Annotated in this window: 17 protein-coding genes; all 17 read right to left on the minus strand. The window is 30.0% G+C overall.

The annotated features are described in order from the left end of the window. The coding region (locus tag ACRDBA_RS09975) for a glycoside hydrolase domain-containing protein (RefSeq protein WP_438572775.1) at positions 1-3,678 on the minus strand (3,678 nt) is incomplete at its 3' end. 657 nt (positions 3,679-4,335) lie between these two features. Further along, positions 4,336-5,058, minus strand: a complete 723-nt coding sequence (locus ACRDBA_RS09980; protein WP_438572776.1) for a lysostaphin resistance A-like protein — start codon at positions 5,056-5,058, stop codon at positions 4,336-4,338. Between the two features lies 1 nt (position 5,059). After that, positions 5,060-5,329 (minus strand): hypothetical protein, encoded by a 270-nt coding sequence (locus tag ACRDBA_RS09985; protein ID WP_438572777.1) that lies wholly within the window; start codon positions 5,327-5,329, stop codon positions 5,060-5,062. 39 nt (positions 5,330-5,368) lie between these two features. Further along, on the minus strand, positions 5,369-6,229 hold the full coding sequence (locus ACRDBA_RS09990; protein WP_438572778.1) for a DUF6544 family protein: 861 nt from the start codon (positions 6,227-6,229) through the stop codon (positions 5,369-5,371). 72 nt (positions 6,230-6,301) lie between these two features. Then, complete coding sequence (locus tag ACRDBA_RS09995) at positions 6,302-7,420, minus strand: alpha/beta fold hydrolase (protein WP_438572779.1); 1,119 nt, start codon at positions 7,418-7,420, stop codon at positions 6,302-6,304. Positions 7,421-7,476: 56 nt separating this feature from the next. Further along, positions 7,477-7,626, minus strand: a complete 150-nt coding sequence (locus tag ACRDBA_RS10000) for a hypothetical protein (protein ID WP_438572780.1) — start codon at positions 7,624-7,626, stop codon at positions 7,477-7,479. Between the two features lie 400 nt (positions 7,627-8,026). Then, entirely contained in the window at positions 8,027-8,674 is a 648-nt protein-coding gene (locus ACRDBA_RS10005) for a response regulator (protein WP_438572781.1), read from the minus strand. Next, complete coding sequence (locus ACRDBA_RS10010; protein ID WP_438572782.1) at positions 8,674-9,840, minus strand: sensor histidine kinase; 1,167 nt, start codon at positions 9,838-9,840, stop codon at positions 8,674-8,676. Before ACRDBA_RS10010 ends, ACRDBA_RS10005 begins: the two co-directional genes overlap by 1 nt. Positions 9,841-10,174: 334 nt before the next feature. Further along, on the minus strand, positions 10,175-10,534 hold the full coding sequence (locus tag ACRDBA_RS10015; protein ID WP_438572783.1) for a hypothetical protein: 360 nt from the start codon (positions 10,532-10,534) through the stop codon (positions 10,175-10,177). Positions 10,535-10,658: 124 nt separating this feature from the next. Next, the gene (locus ACRDBA_RS10020) at positions 10,659-11,033 is read right to left on the minus strand and encodes a hypothetical protein (protein ID WP_438572784.1); all 375 of its coding nucleotides are present in this window, start codon (positions 11,031-11,033) and stop codon (positions 10,659-10,661) included. Between the two features lie 172 nt (positions 11,034-11,205). Next, on the minus strand, positions 11,206-11,775 hold the full coding sequence (locus ACRDBA_RS10025; RefSeq protein ID WP_438572785.1) for a TetR/AcrR family transcriptional regulator: 570 nt from the start codon (positions 11,773-11,775) through the stop codon (positions 11,206-11,208). A 190-nt stretch (positions 11,776-11,965) separates the two neighbouring features. Further along, the gene (locus tag ACRDBA_RS10030; protein WP_438572786.1) at positions 11,966-16,426 is read right to left on the minus strand and encodes a discoidin domain-containing protein; all 4,461 of its coding nucleotides are present in this window, start codon (positions 16,424-16,426) and stop codon (positions 11,966-11,968) included. Between the two features lie 326 nt (positions 16,427-16,752). Beyond that, a complete protein-coding gene (locus tag ACRDBA_RS10035) occupies positions 16,753-17,199 on the minus strand; it encodes a hypothetical protein (protein ID WP_438572787.1) in 447 nt (148 codons plus the stop codon). 12 nt (positions 17,200-17,211) lie between these two features. Then, positions 17,212-17,382, minus strand: a complete 171-nt coding sequence (locus tag ACRDBA_RS10040) for a hypothetical protein (RefSeq protein WP_438572788.1) — start codon at positions 17,380-17,382, stop codon at positions 17,212-17,214. Next, positions 17,379-17,576, minus strand: coding sequence for a hypothetical protein (locus ACRDBA_RS10045; protein ID WP_438572789.1), 198 nt, complete (start codon positions 17,574-17,576; stop codon positions 17,379-17,381). The genes ACRDBA_RS10040 and ACRDBA_RS10045 overlap by 4 nt, the downstream gene beginning before the upstream one ends. A 594-nt stretch (positions 17,577-18,170) precedes the next feature. Then, positions 18,171-20,099: a glycosyltransferase family 2 protein gene (locus tag ACRDBA_RS10050; protein WP_438572790.1), complete on the minus strand. Its 1,929-nt coding sequence runs from the start codon at positions 20,097-20,099 to the stop codon at positions 18,171-18,173. Continuing rightward, positions 20,099-21,018: hypothetical protein (locus ACRDBA_RS10055; protein WP_438572791.1), on the minus strand; the 920-nt coding region annotated here is incomplete at its 5' end. The genes ACRDBA_RS10050 and ACRDBA_RS10055, both read right to left, overlap by 1 nt.

The following is a 21,018-nucleotide window of genomic DNA, read 5'->3' on the forward strand; positions in this document are numbered from 1 at the left end:
TCCATAAATAGTGTTTGATTTTAATCCATCTACACTATATTCTTCAGTAGTAACTTCATCAATTATCTTACCATCTTTATAAATAACATAACCTACTAGACCTTCTGTAGTAGTTGGTCTTTCCCAACTTAATGATACTAAGTTTTCTGTAACTTCTTTAGCCTTTAAGTTGATTGGCTTGTTTACTACTATTTCACCTGAAGGTTTAACAACAGTAACTGAACATTCTGCTACTTTAGCTCCATCTTCAGTAGTAACAGTAATTACAGCTGTACCAGCCTTAACTCCTGTTACAACACCAGCTTCATTAACTAAAGCTACTTCTTCATTTGAAGAAGTCCAAGTTACATTTTTATTAGTTGCTGTTTCTGGCATTACAGTTGCAACTAAAGCTTCTGTATTTCCTTCTTCTAAACTAACTTCTGTCTTATCTAAAGTAACAGATTCAACTGGAACATTGATTAAATCAACATATTTCTTCGAAAGTCTTGCTACTTCATTTTTAACTCTTACTGCTTCATCAGCTATTGCTTGTTTAGTAGCTTCTGAACCTTCAGCCATACCGTAGCCATTTCCATAACCACCGTATCTATTAATGCTTCCTAATAAAGCTTCTATTTCTGCTGCAAGCTCTGGAGCGTTTTCTTTTAGGTAATTTACCTTTTCAACGTCTCTTATAGCTTCAGCCATTTTTTCTAATCTTACACTTGATCTTGGCTGAATATTGTCAGTTCCCTTATCCCCTGGATATACTAAGAAAGTATCTCCAGCTTCAAAGTACCAGTGACTTGAATCCTCTAAAGGATTTTCTGTCCATGAGTCTAATGCCCATCTTAAATATCCATCTGTATTGTGGTAAGCTGAGTACCAGATTGTCCAAATGTTATCTGATGGCTCACTTCTTGTGAAGTTTGAAGGATATGATCCTGTACAAGTATATAATGTTGTAGTTAATCCTAATTCTCTTCTTTCTTCAGCTAATCTCTTAACTTCTCCGTTAGTATGATTAGTGTGTGCTGCGTGAATTGAGATATCATGAATTCTATTTAATAAATTTCTATCCATTGTTGAATAATTCATTGCACCTGATACTTTTAAAGTATGACCATCTTTGTTTGGCTTACTTTCAATAAGGTTTAACGCTGGAATCATTTGGTTTACTGGTCTTTCATCCATAGCTATATAAACCATGTCAAACCAACCTTTTTGGTCTAAGTGTGAAACAAATGTTGTTAAGAATTGATCCCACATATTTGTCCATCCATCAGTACCTGGATAATGTTTTTCTTCTACCATCTTTCCTGTTGCTTCATCTAAGTAGATTAATCTATTTTCTAGTGGAACTATACTAAATGCACTGATTTGCTTGTTTATTCCAAGTTCTAAGTTAAATGCTACCCATTTATCAAAGTCAGTAAAATCAAAGGCAAATGTTCCATCTGTCTTTTTAGTCCACTTAACCATTGACGTATATTTATCATAAGTTTGGTTATTCCAAGCATCTTCAACTATAGTTGTTGTTATAGTTTTACCACCTGAATTTTTGTATAATTCCATATGAGGCTTTAATATTTCAAAGTGCTCTTCTGAGAAAGGCTCTACTTCGTAATATCTAGCTGATGAATATGGATATTGCCATAAGTCTAAGTGGAATTTTGATTCTTCATAGCTTGGTTGAGTTAAGTTTAATACTTCGATTTGGTAATCAAATACTAAACCTTCTTCTAAACCATCAGCAGTAATTTCTAATGATCCTGTGTAAACTCCGCTTTCAGCATCTCTTGGAATGTTGAAGTCTACCCATACTTGTTGAAGTTTATTTCCTTCAACTGAAACTGGTTCAGTTGTGTATAGTATTTCTGCTACATCTTGTCTTGGTTGGTTTGGAATTACTTGTCCAAAACCTTCACCTGGTTGTACTCCACCTAAAGTAGCGCTAACATCTTTTAAGAATGTAGCTGTTACATTTGATCCATCTATAACATTACCTTTTTCGTTAGTAAAGTTACTAGCTTTTACAGTAATGTTGTTTGCACCGTTTTTCTTTGATAAAAGAACTAGCTTTGAAATAGCTTTGTCGCCCTTCCATGCTACTAGATCTTCTGAATTATTGTATATTCCAACGTAATCTCCATATTTCTCTTGGAAATTATGTCTTTCAGTAGTTCCAATATATCCTGTTAAATACTCATTTCCTTCAGTTACTGTAATCTTACATGTAGCTGTTAAGTCAGTATTTATTAATTTAGCTGTGATAGTAGCTTCTCCAACTTCATTAGCTAATACTGCTCCATTATCTGAAACTGTTGCTACGCTTTCGTCACTTGATGACCATTCTAAATCTTTAATTGAAGTATTATTTGGATTGAAAATAACCTCTAACTTAGTTTCTAATCCTCTTTCTAATGAAACACCCTTGTTTTTCATTTCAATACTTTCTGCTTTAATTTCCTTGTGGTAAACTTTAGCCGCATCTATTTGAATTGATGCTTCGCTTCCTGTAGCTTTTCCTGTTCCTCTTAACTTTAATGTATGAGTTCCATAAGCTAACTTTCCACTTTCAAATATTTTTTGTTGATCTATTCTTGAACCACTATATGCATCTACTTCAACTTCTTCTCCGCCATCTATTGATACTGCATATATTCCATGCTTAGGTCCAGTAGTTCCGTAAAGTTCTATTTTGTTTCCTGTAAACTTAACTTCAAAATAGTTGTTTTTAGCATTAGTGTCTCCTTTTCTTATAGATGACCAATGCTCATCTCCACCATAGAAACCTGCACCTGAACCTGTTCCCCAAGCTCCAGTATATCTAAATTGATTTATTCCTGATCCAATACTTGAATCATTAATCATAGTTGTATACATCTTTTCAGTAGAAGGTGCTGTAACTTTTACATTACATTCTGCTGTTATACTAGTATCTTTAACTGTAGCAATTACCTTTGCTTCACCAATTCCTCTAGCTTCTAATAACCCACCATTTACTGTAACGATACTTTCATCTTCACTTGTCCATACAACTTCCTTGTTGATTGCTTCTTCTGGTGTTACTGTAGCTATTAAGTTTTGGATTGATCCAATTTCTAACTCTACTTCATTCATTGATAAATGAACACCATTTGCCATTGATTTAGACTTGTATACCTTTGCAAAATCAACTTGCATATCTGCTGAATTACCAGTTCCCACACCAGTCCCTCTAACCTTTACAGTGTGAATTCCGTTTTCTAACTCTTCACTTTCGAATAACTTTTCCTGATGAAGTTTTGTGCTATTATAAGCATCTATTATAACTTCTTCTCCACCATCTATAGAAACTGCATAGTTTCCAAGCATAGGACCTTTGTCACCGTATAACTCTATTTTACTTCCTTCAAATTTTACATTGTAATAGTAATTAGCTGCATTTGCTGCATCCTTCCCTATTACTACCCAATGTTCATCTCCATTATAAAATAAGTTTGGTAAATTTGTGCTTGTTGACCATCCACTTGAATATGAAAATTTATTAATTCCATCCCCTGTTTCAAAATCATTTATTATCTTTTCTACAACTTCCACACTTCCATCAGCCTTTGGAGCAAAGCTATTTGGGCTAATAAGCGTGAATATGAAAATTACAGATAACATTCTTGTTAATGTTTTGAAAAACTTGTTGTTTTTACCTTTTGTCATATATTTTCCCCCTTATTTGTTTTAAATGATTATCATAATATTATCTAAAATGTCTTGTTACGACCAATTTACACCACCTTTATTATTTTTTAACATTATTTCCATATAATATATAATCATTGATATTATTTTATCATATAATATTATGGAAATCTTACTTTTCTTGTAATCTGTTTACAGCTTTTATACGACTTTTTATGACTTTTCAAGAGTTATTTGTAACTTTCGAAGTTTTTAGTAATTTTTTTTAATTTTTATATTTAATAATTTTATAGTTTTTCACGTACCCTAATATTAAAATTTTTTCCACAATAAAATTTTACTCATAGTATAATTGGAATTAAATTCTCATTAAACACCCCTAAAAATTAGACTTTAAATTTAATATAGGTTCTAAATACTTTAAATTATCTTTTAAAACATAAAAAAAGCACATACTCCCACCAAGAATAATTGTGCTTTTTCTAAATTAAAATTATTTAATCGAAACCAATAGCCCTAAAACTAAAAACGTTTTAAGGATTGCCTAGTGATCTAACACTAAGCTTTTCTTATTTATGTTATATTAGACTTTTATAAAAAATAAACATAAATTTTTTATAAAGATAAACTATCCGACTTATTGGAATTTAACGCTCTTCGTATTATGTTCATACTCTACGGGTTAGGTGTTCTTTTGATTAGAAATAGACCGTATCCTAACGAAACAACAATCAGTATAATCGCTACAGGAATACGATAGGTTTCTGCCATCTCCGTATTTGAAAATGCACCCAGCGAATTTAAAACACTGTGCGTTATTATACAAGGCCATAGTGATTTTCCGCGATAAAATAACATTACAAACATAAATCCGATTGCTATGGCATAACCTACTTGGCATAGGTTAGGAATTAGCTCTGCGCCACTCCCATTAAATAGATTAACAATATGCCCGATACCAAAGGTAAGGCTTGAAACTATAATGGCAGTTTTCACATTGTCTTTGCACATGGCCTTAAACAAGAAACCTCTAAATATAACTTCCTCTAAAAATCCCACAAGAAGCATGGATAATATAAAGAACAGTGTTTCTATGGGGGTAAAATTCATTTTCACACCAAACCATAGGTTAACAGATGCTATAATAACAAGAGGAAAATAGTACAAAACCTTTTTTGCAGGCAAATTTGACTTGCACAGTCCATAGTATTGAAACAGATTGTTTTTTTTGATAAATAAAAAAATTATCGCAAAAAGAACTAAGTGAAACAATGATGTAATTGATTTCGCAATTCCCACACTTTTTGACAAGCTATCTGCTATGCTACTACCTACAACAAAAATAATAATGGATAATACTGCAAACCATGATTCATTCTTTTTATACAAAGTATACATATTATAACAATCCTCCTTTTAATACATAACCTACGCTATCAATTATCAAGTCTAAATCAGACGATATGGTTTCCTCGTCGTATGTCAGCTCATTATTTTCAAACACACTTGAATATCCATGTGCAAATTCATTATCTTTATTTAATGTCCAAAATTCAACACTTCCAGCCTTAGTGTTATTATAAAAAAAATGAGTGATTGATTTCATGGTTTCTTCTGTTTCTTTCCATAAACTTAATAATTCTCTTTCACTTGCTTGTCCAATTTCCATTAATATCACCTCCGAACTTAATAAATACTTGTGTGGATTTTATTTCAAGTAATTAATTTTATAATTCTCTGCTTCAAAATATACTACTTCTTTTTTATTTGGATAAACCTTAACACTTCTTACAACTGATGGCACCATAATTCCGTTATGTTCTTCATATTTCTCATAATCACAACGCCACCCAATAAAAGTCTTCACCCCATTAATTTCTTCAACCTGTCGCTCATCACTTTCAAACTTTGTAATTACTCCAGTTTCATTAAAGGTGAAGATTCCACTTCCTTCAACACCATTATATGTTATTGTAGCCTTCACCTGTGTATCATTTACTTCTTCATACTTAACATAAGGTGAAAGAAATGAGCTAGGATTAATTGCTGCTGATTCTGCAAGCCATGAAATCAAACTTGCTATATAACCTTGCTTATCACGGATATCAAATATTTGTACTGCTTTTCCAACTATACCTCTCATTCCGCCTTGTTTATCCTCGGTACAATAATCAATTCCATCAAAGGGAACCCCATACATCCTAGAAGTGCAATATGCACTACGATAAGGTTTATCATAAAAAAGCCATAAATCATAATCCATATCCATAACCTTACCCTTGCTAGCATCAAACACAAAATTAGTATGTTCAAAATCTGTATTTACCACTTGGTATTTAGTGAAGCCTTCTAACCCTATATAATCACAGTGTTTTTGCAATAATTCAGGTAACTGCTTAATTTCTTCCGCTATGCAAATTTCACTTGAAATGCTAATTTTACTAGCTCTACTCTTCATATAATTATCGAACTTCTCTTTATATGGTGAGTATGGAATTATCCAATAAACTACTACAGCTATTATTATAAATACTAATATGGTGAACATTATTCTTTTCCCCCTTTTCATTGTTAACCTCCCCTTACATTAAACTAATACACTTTTACCTTAATTCCTTATCTTGATCTATATTTCTTTAATTTAATATTTATCTTTATTTTTGCTTAGAATTTCTCGAAACACTATATGAAATTCTTCTGGATTTTCCATAAATACCAGGTGTCCGGCATTAGGTATTATAGTTAATGATTTTTCTGGTGCTTCAACTGCATTATAATAAGGTTCTAATATACCAACAGGCGTAGAAACATCATATTCTCCAGTAATATAGTTTACTGGCACCTCATATTTATTGCCAAAATCATTTATGCCTAATTCAAAAAAGCACTTCTGTAATAAAGGCTCTTGAAGTTTAAGTAAAGTATCAGGATTATTACTTTTAAAAAACCATTGTAAATCTTTAATAGACAAATATGGTGAAGTAAGTATTGTACTTATCATTTTAAAGGTTGATAATTCTCCTTTATACCTATTATATTTCATAGTGTATTGTTGCATTTGAACAAAATTATTAAAATCAAACTCTTCTACTTTAGATGTATTTTCAAAAATATTCTTTACATTCTGTAGCTTATTTGCAATTTCTTTATCTCCATTCTCATTTGCTTTTATAATAGCTTGGTCAGCAGAATATATATATCCATCTTTAAGTGAAACTACTTGTCCAACACCTATATAATTTGAAACTTTTTCTGGGTGATCTAAGATATATTTACTTCCCAGCAACGCCCCCCATGAATGTCCCATAATTATAACTTTATCTTTATTAAACTTATTTCTTATATAGTCTACTAAATTATCCAAATCATTTAATAAAATATCCATAGAAAGTTCTGTTTTAACATCTAAATCTTCATTATTATAATAAGTTCTTCCACAACCTCGTTGGTCCCAATTAACAAATGTATATTCAGACTGTAAATATCTTTGGTAATCAAATGCTGTTGGTGTCATTGTATTACCTGGACCACCATGTAAAAATATAACAAATGGATTACTACTATCCTCACCTCTTATTTGTACATATTGCTCAATTCCACCTAAGTTAACATATTCACCCTTATCTATTCCATTGACTGTATTGATTTTAATTTGAGATGATTTTATTAATCGCTTAATTAAAGTTATAGATATTATTACAATAATTAACACTCCTAATCCTAAACCAATATATTTTAATATTTTAAAAAGTACTTTCAAAGTAATATTACCTCTCTCCCTTATTCTCATCTTTATTCAATCTATCCATATTAATACTAATTACTCCTATTTTTAATCTTCATGGTAACGCCTATAACAATAAGGGATATTGGTAAAATTAACAAAATAAATTTCTTGCTTAAAATAAACGCAATTAAAAATAAAATTCCTGATGCAATATAATATGGTGCTGCCTTTTTTTCCATTGAATTTCCCCCTTACTTTTTTCTACCCTAAACTCTATCAAAAAAGAAAATAGCTTAATGTCCCAAAATATAACTTAATCATTTCTTTAATATCTCACTCTTATTACCCTAACAAAATTATTTTACTTAAAATAAAGGTCATATGACTATTAGCTAAGGTCATATTATAGGTCATAAATCGCTATCTCCTATCTCATTTATTCTTATATTATTCAAATTAACTCTACGTAGTTCTAACAATTACCCATAATTTTAGTCAAAAAAATAAAGTGGCATATAATACCACTAACATTTACATCTACCTATAACTATTTTTCATTCCTTAATCAAAATAATTGAATTCTCTTTTTAATTATTATAAGTCTATGCACTAAAGTTATACATAGTATCTAAACTCATATTAAAATAGCTTCTTTAATAATAAAACCGCTGCTGTTCGATTACTTACCCCCACTTTATTGTAGATACTCGTTATGTAATTCTTTACTGTGCCTGTACTTAAATATACCTTCTCACAAATTTGTTTATTACTCAATCCCTCAATCAATAACTGACAAATATCTTTTTCCCGCTCTGTTAGTTCAAATTCATTTAGAGCTTTGTCTGTATCCTCCTTCTTTTTGCTTTCTCCTTTAACTAAACGAGCTACTAGTTTAGCTGCTATTTTTGCTGGAAGAATAGTATCTCCTCTATAAGCATCTCTTATACTTTCCACTAATCGATTTCCTTCAATATCTTTGAGCATATATCCATCTGCACCACTTGCTAAAGCTTCTATAATTAAATCATCTGTATCAAAAGTTGTTAAAATTATAATACCTATTTCCTTATAGTCTCTTTTAATCATTTTAGTTGCTTCTACACCATTTAAAACTGGCATTCTAATATCCATAAGTATTATATTTGGCTTAGTAGAATCTATAAGTTCATAAGCTTCTTTACCATTTGCTGCTACACCAACTACTTCCATGTCTTCTTCTAATTCTAATATAGTCTTTAACCCATCTCTCATAAGTGTCTGATCATCTACAATCATGACTTGTATCATTATTCGCCCCCCTTTATTGGTAATTTAACAAATAAACTTGTCCCATTCTCTTTATGAGATTTTACTTCAAAAGTTCCTTTTAATTCTTTTACCTTTCTATCTATATTGTAAAGTCCAAAACCAAATTCTAACTCTTCATTACCTACTCCTCTATCTTGAATATTTAATTGAATCTCATCATTGTCACAAACTAAATCTACTTTAAACCATTTACTTTTACCATGTCTTATGCCATTAGTAATTCCTTCTTGTAAACCCCTCAATAGCATATTTTTTATTTTATCATTCAACGCTGGTAAAGTTTCTATATAACTTTCTATAATCACATTATTATTATTAGATACTTCATCGATAAAAACCTTCATATACTCTTCAAAATTAACCATAGATTTATCTTCTTTCATTGCTCTTACAGCCTGACGTATATCTTGCAATCCTTCTCTTACTAGTGTTTGCGTTAATACTAATTTTTCAGATGCTTTATCTTGATCTACATACATTAATCTTTTAGTAGCCTCAAGTTGAACTATTACAGTTGTTAACCTATGACCTACTGTATCATGTATTTCTCCTGCTATTCTATTGCGTTCTTTTAACAATATCATTTCTTCCTTATTTTCATAAAACTCCTGAAGCTTATTATAAGCATTTTCTAGCTCTTCTGTCTTTTCCTTTAGTTCCTTTGATGTCTCTTGAGCCTTACCTCTTTGTAGCATTTGGTAACGTATAGCTGAAATAAGTAGATACACTATTATAAAATTCATAGTGGTCATAAAAAGGTTATATGCATCATACTGTTCTTTATAGAAGAATCTCATCATAATAATATATCCCATGTATGCTATTATTGTTATAAATATACTTTTTTTAAGTGGATACGATAACACAATCCCTCCAATCATTAATAGCAATAGTAAAATAGACATACCTGTTGCTTCTCTACTACAAATTATAAGTATAACACTATACTCCATAATCCATAGACCATAGATATACTTTACCATTTTCTCATTAAAATAAGTTCCTTCTATCCACCATAACATCATTAAAGATAAACATAATATAAACATAGCATTATTATGTTTGTTATAAAATAACACCATACTAATAAGTGTAACACCTGCTATATAAATAATTTGTTTTAACAATTTTACCTTATTATCCATATTTAAAGCTACCTAATCCCCTCTTATATACACTTTACACAACCTTTATAAGTTTGTCGTATATCTATTGTAAGATATTTACCAAAATTTTAAAATATATATATATATATAATAGCAGCATTGGATTTGTAATGCATCTATTTCGTTATCTCAGTAAAAAGTAAAGATACTAGATATGAGTTTATAATCACTCACATTTAGTACCTTTTATACTTTAAAAATATTTGATTAAACAGCAAAATTGGAATTTACAGGATAAATTTAAGTTAATATAATTTATTTTAAAAGTATAAAGATGATAGAATTTCAATAAATACAAATAAATTTACTTATCTTATTTTACAAAACTTAAACTCCCTTTTGCATTCTTCCCTGTTACAGAACACTTATATATCCCACTTTCAGTCACTGTTAATTTAAAGGAACCAGTAGCAGCATTTCCAGTATATATAGGTTCCCTATTATCCATTTTCACTTCAATATCTATTCTGCCAGACTCACTAACTATTTCTACATCTATTTTATCGCCCTCTTTCAATTTTAATAACTGAAAATCTGAGCCAGTAAATACACTATAATCCATTAAAAATTGGCTTTCATTCCCCGTTCTGTTTCCGTTAAATTTAGGTTCACCACAAGCTGTCAAAGCAACAATAAAAAATAGTATTAAAGCTATTGTGTAAACTATCTTCATAATTTATATTCCTCCAAACTCAATAAGTACTTGTATAGATTTTATTTTAGGTAATTAATTTTATAAATATCCGTTTCAAAGTACACTACTTCTTTATCTGGAAAGACCTTAACATTTAGATATATTACATTCCATATGCTGTTATCCAAAAGCTTATAGCTGCTATCAATGAAAGAGGTGTCATTACATACCTTTCCTTCTTGCTTTTTGAAGAAATATTCATCACTGTATTTATAAATAAATAACCCGCAAAAAATATACAAATATACTTTGTAGTCTTTGCTGAAAACCATGTATTTATAAATCCTCCAGCCTGTAAGATTATAACAACTGCGAAAACTTGAATAACAAATGAAATCACCGCCATAATTCTAAAAGGCTTTGGTAATACCTTAAACTGTCCTCCCATGGTAAACTCACCTAGGGGCGCCCCAATGGCTACAAGCATTGTCAAAATAGCTATTATAATAAATAAAAATCCACCTAAAATTGCAAACATAATATTTCTCCTTTTATTTGGTTTAGATTCCTTTTAAGCAGTGAAAATATACCGTTTCTACTGACCACTATCTCTGCTTCATTAAGCCTATACATATTCAAATGACTCTTATTTTTAATACCTTCCACAAAGCCACTATTATATATTCACACTGCTATAAAAATAATTAAAATTACTTTTTTAAAATTGCCATTAGCCAATCTGGCTCTGGTACAGGCATTTCGTCCTTTCTTGCTAGCTCCTCCATATTTCCTTGAACAGCATTCCAAAATGCATAAGATAAAGCTAGTGGATCACCATCCCTAAACTGACCTAGGCTCTGTCCCTTTTCAATTATTGGTACTGAAGCCTCAATAATGATAACCTGCTTTGCTACTTCATACACTGCTGGTGGCGTAGTTTCTTTGTTTTGAGCTCTGTCTACAAGAATAAACATTTTAGCCACCCGCCTGTTCATTTTTGTTCTTTCGAGAAATTCTTTTAAAATCTGAAATAAATATTCATATGGATTGTCTATGTCTCCTTCAAATATTTCTGTACCTTGAACCCCTAGCTTTACCAATTCTATATAAAGACTTTCCTTAGTAGGAAAATAATGAAAAAATAACCCCTCACTTATTCCTAATTCCTTTGCAATTTCACTAGTTTTAGTTCCTGCATAGCCCTTTTGTACAAATAAATCTAAACCTTTATATATTATTTCTATCCTTCTTTTTTCCTTTTGTTCACTTCTTTTAGTCATTTTGTTTTCCTTCTTTCACAAACCCGTAAATTAATTGAGTAATTACTCAATATTATATTCCTCAATTTTCCATAAGTCAATATTAATATAAAAAATATTCTAAAAGTAAAATCAAATAAATGAAAGTGGAGTAAGGATACTTACTGTGTCCTTACTCCACTTTTACTTTTTTATTGATTTACTAATAATATTATTTTGTAGTTCTTACATTTAATGATACTGGTTTTGATTCTTGTCCGTTTGAGTATTTAGCAACTACTTTGAATCCATAGATACTATTACTTCTTAATCCATCAACTACTAATTCTGCATTGTCTGCTGGAATTGTAGCATGAATCTTACCATCTTTATAAATTACATATTCAGTTAATCCATTAGTGCTTACTGGAGCATTCCATGTTAATTTAACTGATGAATTAGTTACTTCTGAAGCCTTTAAGTTGCTAACCTTAGAAACTATTATTTCTTCAGGTGCATTTTCTTTAACAGTTACGTTTTTGCTTCCTGCTTCTAATTCTACAACTTTTCCATCTCCATCTCCAACTTGAACAGTTGTGTTTAGAGCTTCTGCATCAGCCTTAGCTAAAGCTTTTAATGAAACATTTACTAAGTCAGTTCCATTAACAATAGGAGTTCCTAATGAAGCTACTACTATTCTAACTTGACCTGGAGTTACTTCTGAACTATTTACAAATAAAGTTTCATTTGTAGCTGTAGCTCCTTTAAATTCAAATACTTCTGGGTTATAAGTGAATGTATATTCTGCTGAATAGTATTCATTTCCTTCAGTAATTTCATTTAATCCTAATGCTACATTAAATGTATCATTAACTGATACTTCATCTGATGCATTAACAGTTGCTTTTCCAGTTTCTACAACTTCTTCTTCAATTACTTGGTGAACATTAAGTTCTGCTGCTGATGCAAATCCACCAACCCCTGCTTTAGCAGTAAGTTTTACATGAGTAGCTTGTACTGGTTCAAATTCTGCTTTCTTTAAAGCATTATTATTTGCCCAAGTTCCTTCTTGAATCTTAGTAAAGTTTACACCATCTGTACTTACTAAAAGGTCATATGAAGTAATATTACCATTGCTTCCATTTTGTCTTGGTAAGTAAGAGAATTTGTCTATAGTGTATTCTTTTCCTAAAGATAGAGTAATACTTTGTGGTAACTCGTCCTTATTTGGTGACCACTTAGTATGCCATATACTTGATTCATTTCCATCAATAGCAAGACTTGCAGGACCTTCACTTGAACCACTTTGTTCTGAAGTTGCAGTTGCAGTCATATTTTCTTGAGGAATTATAGTCTTATCTTCTATTGAAGTCTTAACATTTCTAACTTCTAAGTCGTCAATTTCACCCTTAAATGAATTTGTCTTACTTCCTATAGTTTCAAGTGGGAATACAAATGTACCATGATATTTTCCATCTGTTCCTGCTTTACTTATTTCATCAGCATATTGTCCATTTACATAAAGGATAGTTTTATTAAGTGTACCTATTACAGTTAATTCAACCCATTCTCCAACTGGTAATTCATAATCAAATGAATAGTCATAGAATTCTCTTGAGAAACCAACCTTTCCAGTTTCTTTTTGAACAGCCTTAAATGCACCCTTTTCTGATTCAAATAATACTTGCTCTTCATTTCCACTATCTGCCGCTCTCTTAACCTTCATAGTAATTGTATAGTTTGGTCCTAAGTTATCTACTGGAGACTCCACATAACTTGATCCACCATTTAACTTAACTGCCTTTCCATCTTGACCCTTAACTGATTCTACATTTTCAGTCTTAACTACATTATAATCATTTCCTGAAGCATCCTTTAATGAAGTTAAATCCTCATTAAATCCGTAGTCCATAACTACTTCACTCTTAGAGTCTACTTCTGATCTTGGATTTGAATTTGGAGCTATATCTATTGTCTTAGCTAAAGACTTAAATTCTGCATAAGTCTTATCTTCAGCTCTACCCCACATTTTTTCTGATAAAGCTTGAATAGCTGGTAATACTCTATCATAAATATCATATTCAACTATACCATTAGCTTTTCTATCGATCATATCATTCCATACTGCAAACATTCCACCTATCATTTGGTCTGCACCAGCTGGAATTACATCTCCATTTGAGAATTTATTTACTTCCCAAGTTTCATAAAGATTTTGAGTATTTAAATAATCATAATAGTATCCTGCTGATGGAACTATATATAATTTACCATCATCAGTATTGATTAAGTCATAACCTTGATTATACATATCTGATGGATCAGCCCAACCTGTATTCCAAATATTCATTTGGATGTTTTCAGCTGTTACAGGAGTTTGTCCTTTCTTTTGAGATAAGCTTCCCCAAACTCTTGTAGTTCTTCCTTTTTCATCTCTCATGAACTTTAAGATATCATCAGTATATCTTCTGTATTCTTCTGAAGTTCCATAGAACTCATCTGAACCTATATGAACTGGAGCATCTCTAAATACTGAGTCTTCTCCACCATCTACATATTCACTAAATATACCTTTTACATAATCAACAACTTCTGGATTGTTAACATCTAACATAGCTGCATGTTCACCTGAACCATCTCCATAAGCATACTCAGGATGCACCTTTGTAAATGATAATGCGTGGGCTGGACTTTCAAGTTCTGGAACTATAGTAACTCCATATTTCTTTGATTCATCTATATAGTTAGAAAACTCTTCCTTAGTATAGAATAAATCCTCTGATGTTAACTTCTTACCATTAGCACCAACATCATTTGATTCTAAACGGAAGCCTGCATAAGCCTTTTCTATAGCTTCATCACCGTATTCATTTACCCAAATATAGTTATCATTTAAATGAACTTGGAAGTCATTCATTTTATACCATGACATAGTTTTTGTTATTTCTTCTAAGAAATCCATAGTTATTGGCTTTCTTCCTACATCTAGCATAAATCCTCTTACTTCATATCTTGGGTAATCTCTTACTAAACCTTGAGGAAGAGTGTTTTCTGTTTGCTTTAATATTTGAAGTATAGAAGTTGTAGCATGAAGAACACCTGTTGGATGATTTCCTTCTATTTCTACTGTATCTCCAATATTTATATAATATCCTTCTTCACCTGTTGCAGCATATGTTGAACCTAAAGTTAAGTATATATCTCCTGCTTCTGGCTCGTCTGATATAACAACTTCAATATCTTTACCCATTATATCTCTATAATTTTCTTTAAATATTTCAGCTGTATCCTTAAGAGCTTCTGCATCTTCAGTACTAACTACAACTTTAGTAGTGTCTGTAATAGTGAAGTCACCATTTCCTGGAGCCCATTCTCTAAGCTCTGGGATAACTTGTGGCTTAGCATTTGTACCAATTTGGTCATTATATGTTCCTGGAACAACTAATTCAAGTCCATTAGTAGTCTTCTTTTTACCATCCTTAGTAACTTCAAAGTCTACTACTACCTTTGTATCAACTATTGGAGTATGAATGTTCATATCCTTGTCAATTATTTGGCTATAATCAGCTCCAATAAATGAAACTTCATATCCAGCTGGAACTGCTGGCATTTCAAGTCTAGTTCCATCTTCAGAAATCTTAGGTTGTATTGTTGTTACTACATCATCAATTGAAGCAGGTAATCCATTATATATTTCTACTTCATATAATGATACTGAAGTCCAAACTGCTGGATTATTTTCTTCACAGAATACTCTTACATATCTAGCTCTTTCTTTTTCAGAAAGCTTTACAGTTTCTACACCACCTGGAGCATTAGTCTTTCTATGAACAGCTGTCCAATTTTCTCCATCATTTGATGTTTGGATTTCATATACCTTAGCGTTAGCTCCTTCCCAGTAAAGCTTAACGTGATCAAAGTTCATTTCTTTACCTAAATCAACATATATCCATTGCTTGTTTCCACCATTAAATGATCCACTTGACCATCTTGATGATCTTGATTCTGTATCACCATCTACAACCTTATCTGCACTTAAAGCAGCTGTTTCATTTGCTGATGAAACTGCAGTTTTATTATAAGCTAAGTTTACTTGAGTTGGAGTATCATCTTCAACCGGTGGAGTAACTTCTCCGCCTTCATTATCATAAACTTCTACTTCATAAACTGATACGTTGTCCCATTTAACAACTGCATTTGGATCATTATTTCCAACATATACTCTTATATATCTTGCTGAATAATCCTGGTCTAATTCAATTACATCTCTTAAAGCTGAAATGTTTGTAGCTTCATGTACTGAAGTCCAATTAGTCTTATCATCTGATATTTCTACCTTATAAGATGTAATATTATTTCTTTCCCACTCAATTACAACTTCGTCAAAAGTCTTAACTTCTCCTAAGTCTAAAACTAACCATTGTGGGTTTTGACCATTGTTTAAAGCATTACTTGACCATCTTGACTGCCCTGGCTTAGTTGGATCTGATCCCCTATCAGTAACTCCATCTGTAACCATGTTTGGTCCCCATTTTTCTACTTCAACACTTGAAGCTTCTACAGATTTCCCTAACGCTATGTTTACCTTTTCATTTCTAGCTCCAGTAGTTGCAAATACAGATATGCTATTTAGCATCATTGTACTAGCAATTAAAGCAGCTGTGATAATTCTTGATAATTTTTTTGATTTCAAAAAATCTCACCTCCATAAATTCTCCCTAAGCTTTTAAATCTTAGAATAAAATAAAATTCCAAATAAACATTCAATTTAATTATCTTTTTACAAATTATGGTTTATTTTTCTTTTTATCCCTTTTAATTTTACCCCTTTTACACTTATTTGTAAATATATAACTTTAATGTAAATTTTCTTACATATTTATGCATTATACCCTTACCTCTTATTGTATATTATTTATGTATTTATACTGTCTTATTTATCGCTATAATTATCATTGTTCTTTCTATACAATCCACTTTATTATCTCATATATATCTATCATATTTGAGTCAACAGCACTATATGCAGGAACTATACTTGATAAAACACCTATGATTATTGATATATAATCTGTAACTCCTTAACAATAGGATATCTATAAAAATATTTTCCATTAATTGCTTTAATATGTATATTATCTCCAACTTTAATATTTCCACATCAAACTCATAGGCATTTGCCGTAATTAATTTATCATTACTCATCACGCTTACATATGTTATTCCCCCTAATATTTTATTATTATATATTAATTGTTCATCACCTATAATACTTTCACCCTTAAATCTTAGTGGTTCTTCTCCTGAAATTTCAGAAATCATGTTATTGACCTCTGATTTGTAATAACTGTTGGATTTATTTAAAATTTTTATTCCAACGAGTAAAGTTAATAAAACAAATAAAAATACTATAAAGATAGTAATTACATATCTTATTTTTCTTAACACTGTAATCTTCTTATCCAAAGCTTTATCACCCTACTTATTTCCAAGATATTTTTTTAATAAAATACCAATAAATAATATAATAAAACTTAAAATAATAGCTAATATAATTGAAGCAATAATATTAAAACCAAATTTATTTAACAATAAGAATATAATTGAGCATAATACTCCTATAAAAGTTCCTGTAATTTTTTCTCTCATATTTCTATCCCCTTATTCTTCATTAAATTATATATGTAATCTTCTATCTCATCTGAATTTCTAAAGAGTAAATAAAAAATTTGTATTAAATATTTTGCAATAAAACCTTTTACATTCAATAAGATTTTTAAATCTTCTAATTTTGATTTAACTAAATTTTGTTTATACGTAGATTTTAAAATAATCTGTTTCATATTATTACTCCCTCAAGCCTCTCAAAATGATATTAATTAAAGATATCTTTTTTTGTCAAATATTGTATTTTTTAACATTCATTTTCTGTATATATTTTTAATAAATTATTTTCATAAATTTATCTATATGTATATAGTTTTATATTAAAAATAATAAAAGTAATTGGTTCAACTCAAATTTTAGATAGAATCCTTATTATTTTCAAAATATTTTTAATAATACTATAATTTATTTTAATATAAAAAATATATAATTTTATTTTTCAAAATTATTATCTACATATGAACAAGGGCCTTATGAAAATAAATTTTGATACTATCAGAAAATGCTTCAGTAAGATATCTATTTAAAGTTACAAAGAGATTATGTTATTTATATTAAAATAAAAAAGGTCATCTACGTAAATAATTAAAAATCATTTACGAGACAACCCCTTTTATTAGTTTGATATAAATATATTGGCAAAAATAATTTAAAGTCATATTACCATCAACTACTATTATTTCATCAGCTCTATGCTCACAGCTTCATATACACCTAGCAATATTAGATTCTTCATTTTTTACAATTATACATAGGTTTATAGATCCTTTTTACTCATTTTCATTCCATGCTTCAAGCTTAGGTGTTGGATCTAAAATTGATTTATATTGATCCATACTTCCAAATTCACCATTTGGATCTAATTGCATATACCTTCGATATTTATTTAATCTATCTTCAAGTTTAGCCCATCCATAATGCTTTAATCTTAAATTACTTAATGCATAAGAAAGTTTCATACAGTTAGCTGGCATTCTACCACAATGTTGTGCAGTTTCTGTAAATATATATCTAAAGTTCTTTTGATATCTAATCATAAATAATCTATAAGTGTTATGAGCGCACCATAGCTCATCATCTCTATAATGATCTTCATCCCAGAAATCATATAATCTAAAGATATATCCATCTACCTCTATATTTTTCATCATCTTTCTAACTTCATCCTTAAACTTATTTTCAAATATTTCATCTGCATCTAAGAATAAAATCCAATCTGGATTAGTATCTATAGTTTCAAACCATTGTTGCCTTCTTAATTCTATTTCATTACTAAATTTAGAATCCTTGTTTTCTATTAAAGTAAATGGAATATCCTTTAATACTTCTTTAATTATTTCTACTGTATTATCTGTACTTCCATCATCTATAATTACAGCATCATCTATATATTCTTTAGCTGATTCTAATGCTCTTCTTAAATATCTCTTTCCTTCATTTTTAACTATCATAGAAAGAGTTAATCTATTATTTTCTTCTTTAACCTTTCTTACTAATGGTATAAAGTTTGGAATCCTTTTCTTTGTCATCTTCCAATCATCTATTAACCAATTTCCTTCTTGATCTACTAAAAGAATACAATCTCCTTCTGCTTCCTTGTAGTAGCTATATCCATTTTTATATCCTTGCTCATTATATTTAAGAGTTGCTATAACCATTGAGTTATTATTATAGAAGGTAAGCTGACATTCCATAACTTGGAGATTATTTAAAAGCTTTTCTTCTCTAACCTTTTTATCATTTTCTTCAAGCTTAGCTTTAAGCTTTAATCCACATTTCTTTGTAAAATACTTTGTAAAACTTGTATTTAAATCTTCTTTATAGCTATAATGGTTAGCTTCTTGAACTCCAGCTATAATTTGATCTAAAAGCTTAGCTCCTAATATTTCTGTTTCTCTTCTTTCCTTATTAGCCTTATATGCTGCTACTCCAGCTAAATCTTCAGATCTATAAATATGATATGCTGGATAATAAGTATCTACATAAAGCTGAATTCCTAGAACTGCTGCTCTTATACAAAAATGTCTATCTTCACCCCAAAAGGATATATTATAAATTGGATTAAAGTTTACTCCCTTTTCTAATGCACTCTTAGAAATTAAAGTACAAGCTCCTAATCCTCCTACTTCATAAGTCCCAGGCTTCTTTAATTTTTGTAAGAAATCAAGGGTTAATCTGTCTACTTCACCTTGAGTTATTACTGCATTTTCTTTTGCATCATATAATGTATATGCATCTTTTAACCAAACTTGAGGAAGTTCCTCTATTTGTGGATTCCACTTAGTCCAAAATATATTTGATATTATTTCTTTATCTGTAGATAATAATCTCTTTAATGTCTTTGGATGAAGAACTATATCAGAATCTATAAAGAATAAATAATCATATTCCTTTTCTTTTGCAAAATCAATTATCTTATTTTTAAAATCAGTTACCTTCATTATTAAGTCTTCTGACCATCTATGAGTATAATCATCACAAACATAATTTATATCATATTTACTATCAAAAATAGTTACCCCTGCCATATTTTCAGAAAAATCTCTTAAAAGCTTTTTAGATTCCTCATCATTATTATCATCTACAAAGCAATATTCAACTGTTAGTCCACTTTTGTTTAACTCCTTTAATGAAGTTAAAAACTCCTTTAATACCTCTGGTGATTGATGAACTGGGATCCCTATTAAAACATTAACCATTAACTTCCCCCCTCATTTAATGCCTTTGAATGAATTAATATTTCTATATCTTGAACTTCTAATCCCCTCTTATTTAAATACTCCTCATACTCCTGTGCTGTTGTCATCTTTTTATTAGTTTTAAATAATGAAAATCTTAATTGATATTCCCCTGTTTCCATATTTAAAATTCTAAGTCCAAAACCTTCTCCCATATCTTCTTCATTTAAAAGATTTCTTATTTGAATTTGAGATACATGAGAACATACTTCATTTGGATTTATAACTAATACATTTTTACCTCTAGTCATTTTCATAGCCATTTGGAAGCTTTTATTGATATTAGTAGGCGCAACTTTTAATATCTTTGCAGCAACTTGTCTTATTTTATCTGTTTTTATAAGGTTAGATCTAGAAGTAATAATTATTACTTCTAGTGCAATCTCATTTACACTTTTTATACATTCAACTATATTTTCATCCCACTTTTCCATAGGAATCCAAACTGTAAGCATATCCTCATCATGAGGAACTAATCCATTATTTAAATCAGTAACAAGTTTAGGTATATCATGGAAGTTTTCGTAATTATTAGATGGATATTCATAATTACCTACAGGGCAATTTAAATATGCCTCTAATGATTTACTAGCCTTTGAAAGCTTGGACATTTCTATATAACAAAGACATTCTAAGAAATACATGTCTTTATAATCAGGAAGTGTATCTCTTACATCATCTATAACCTTCACTGCATCATAATATCTTTTTTGAACATAAAGTGTCTTAATAATATTTACGACTAAATATGGATAATATATATATCTAAACTTTTTTACGTTAGCTATCTTTAAAGAACAATAGTAATATTTAAGAGCTTCATCATAATCAGATACTCTTGCATATTCATTTCCTAACACGTAATAGTAATATCCATCTT

Source organism: Clostridium sp. (assembly GCF_051654825.1).
GTDB lineage: Bacteria > Bacillota > Clostridia > Clostridiales > Clostridiaceae > Clostridium.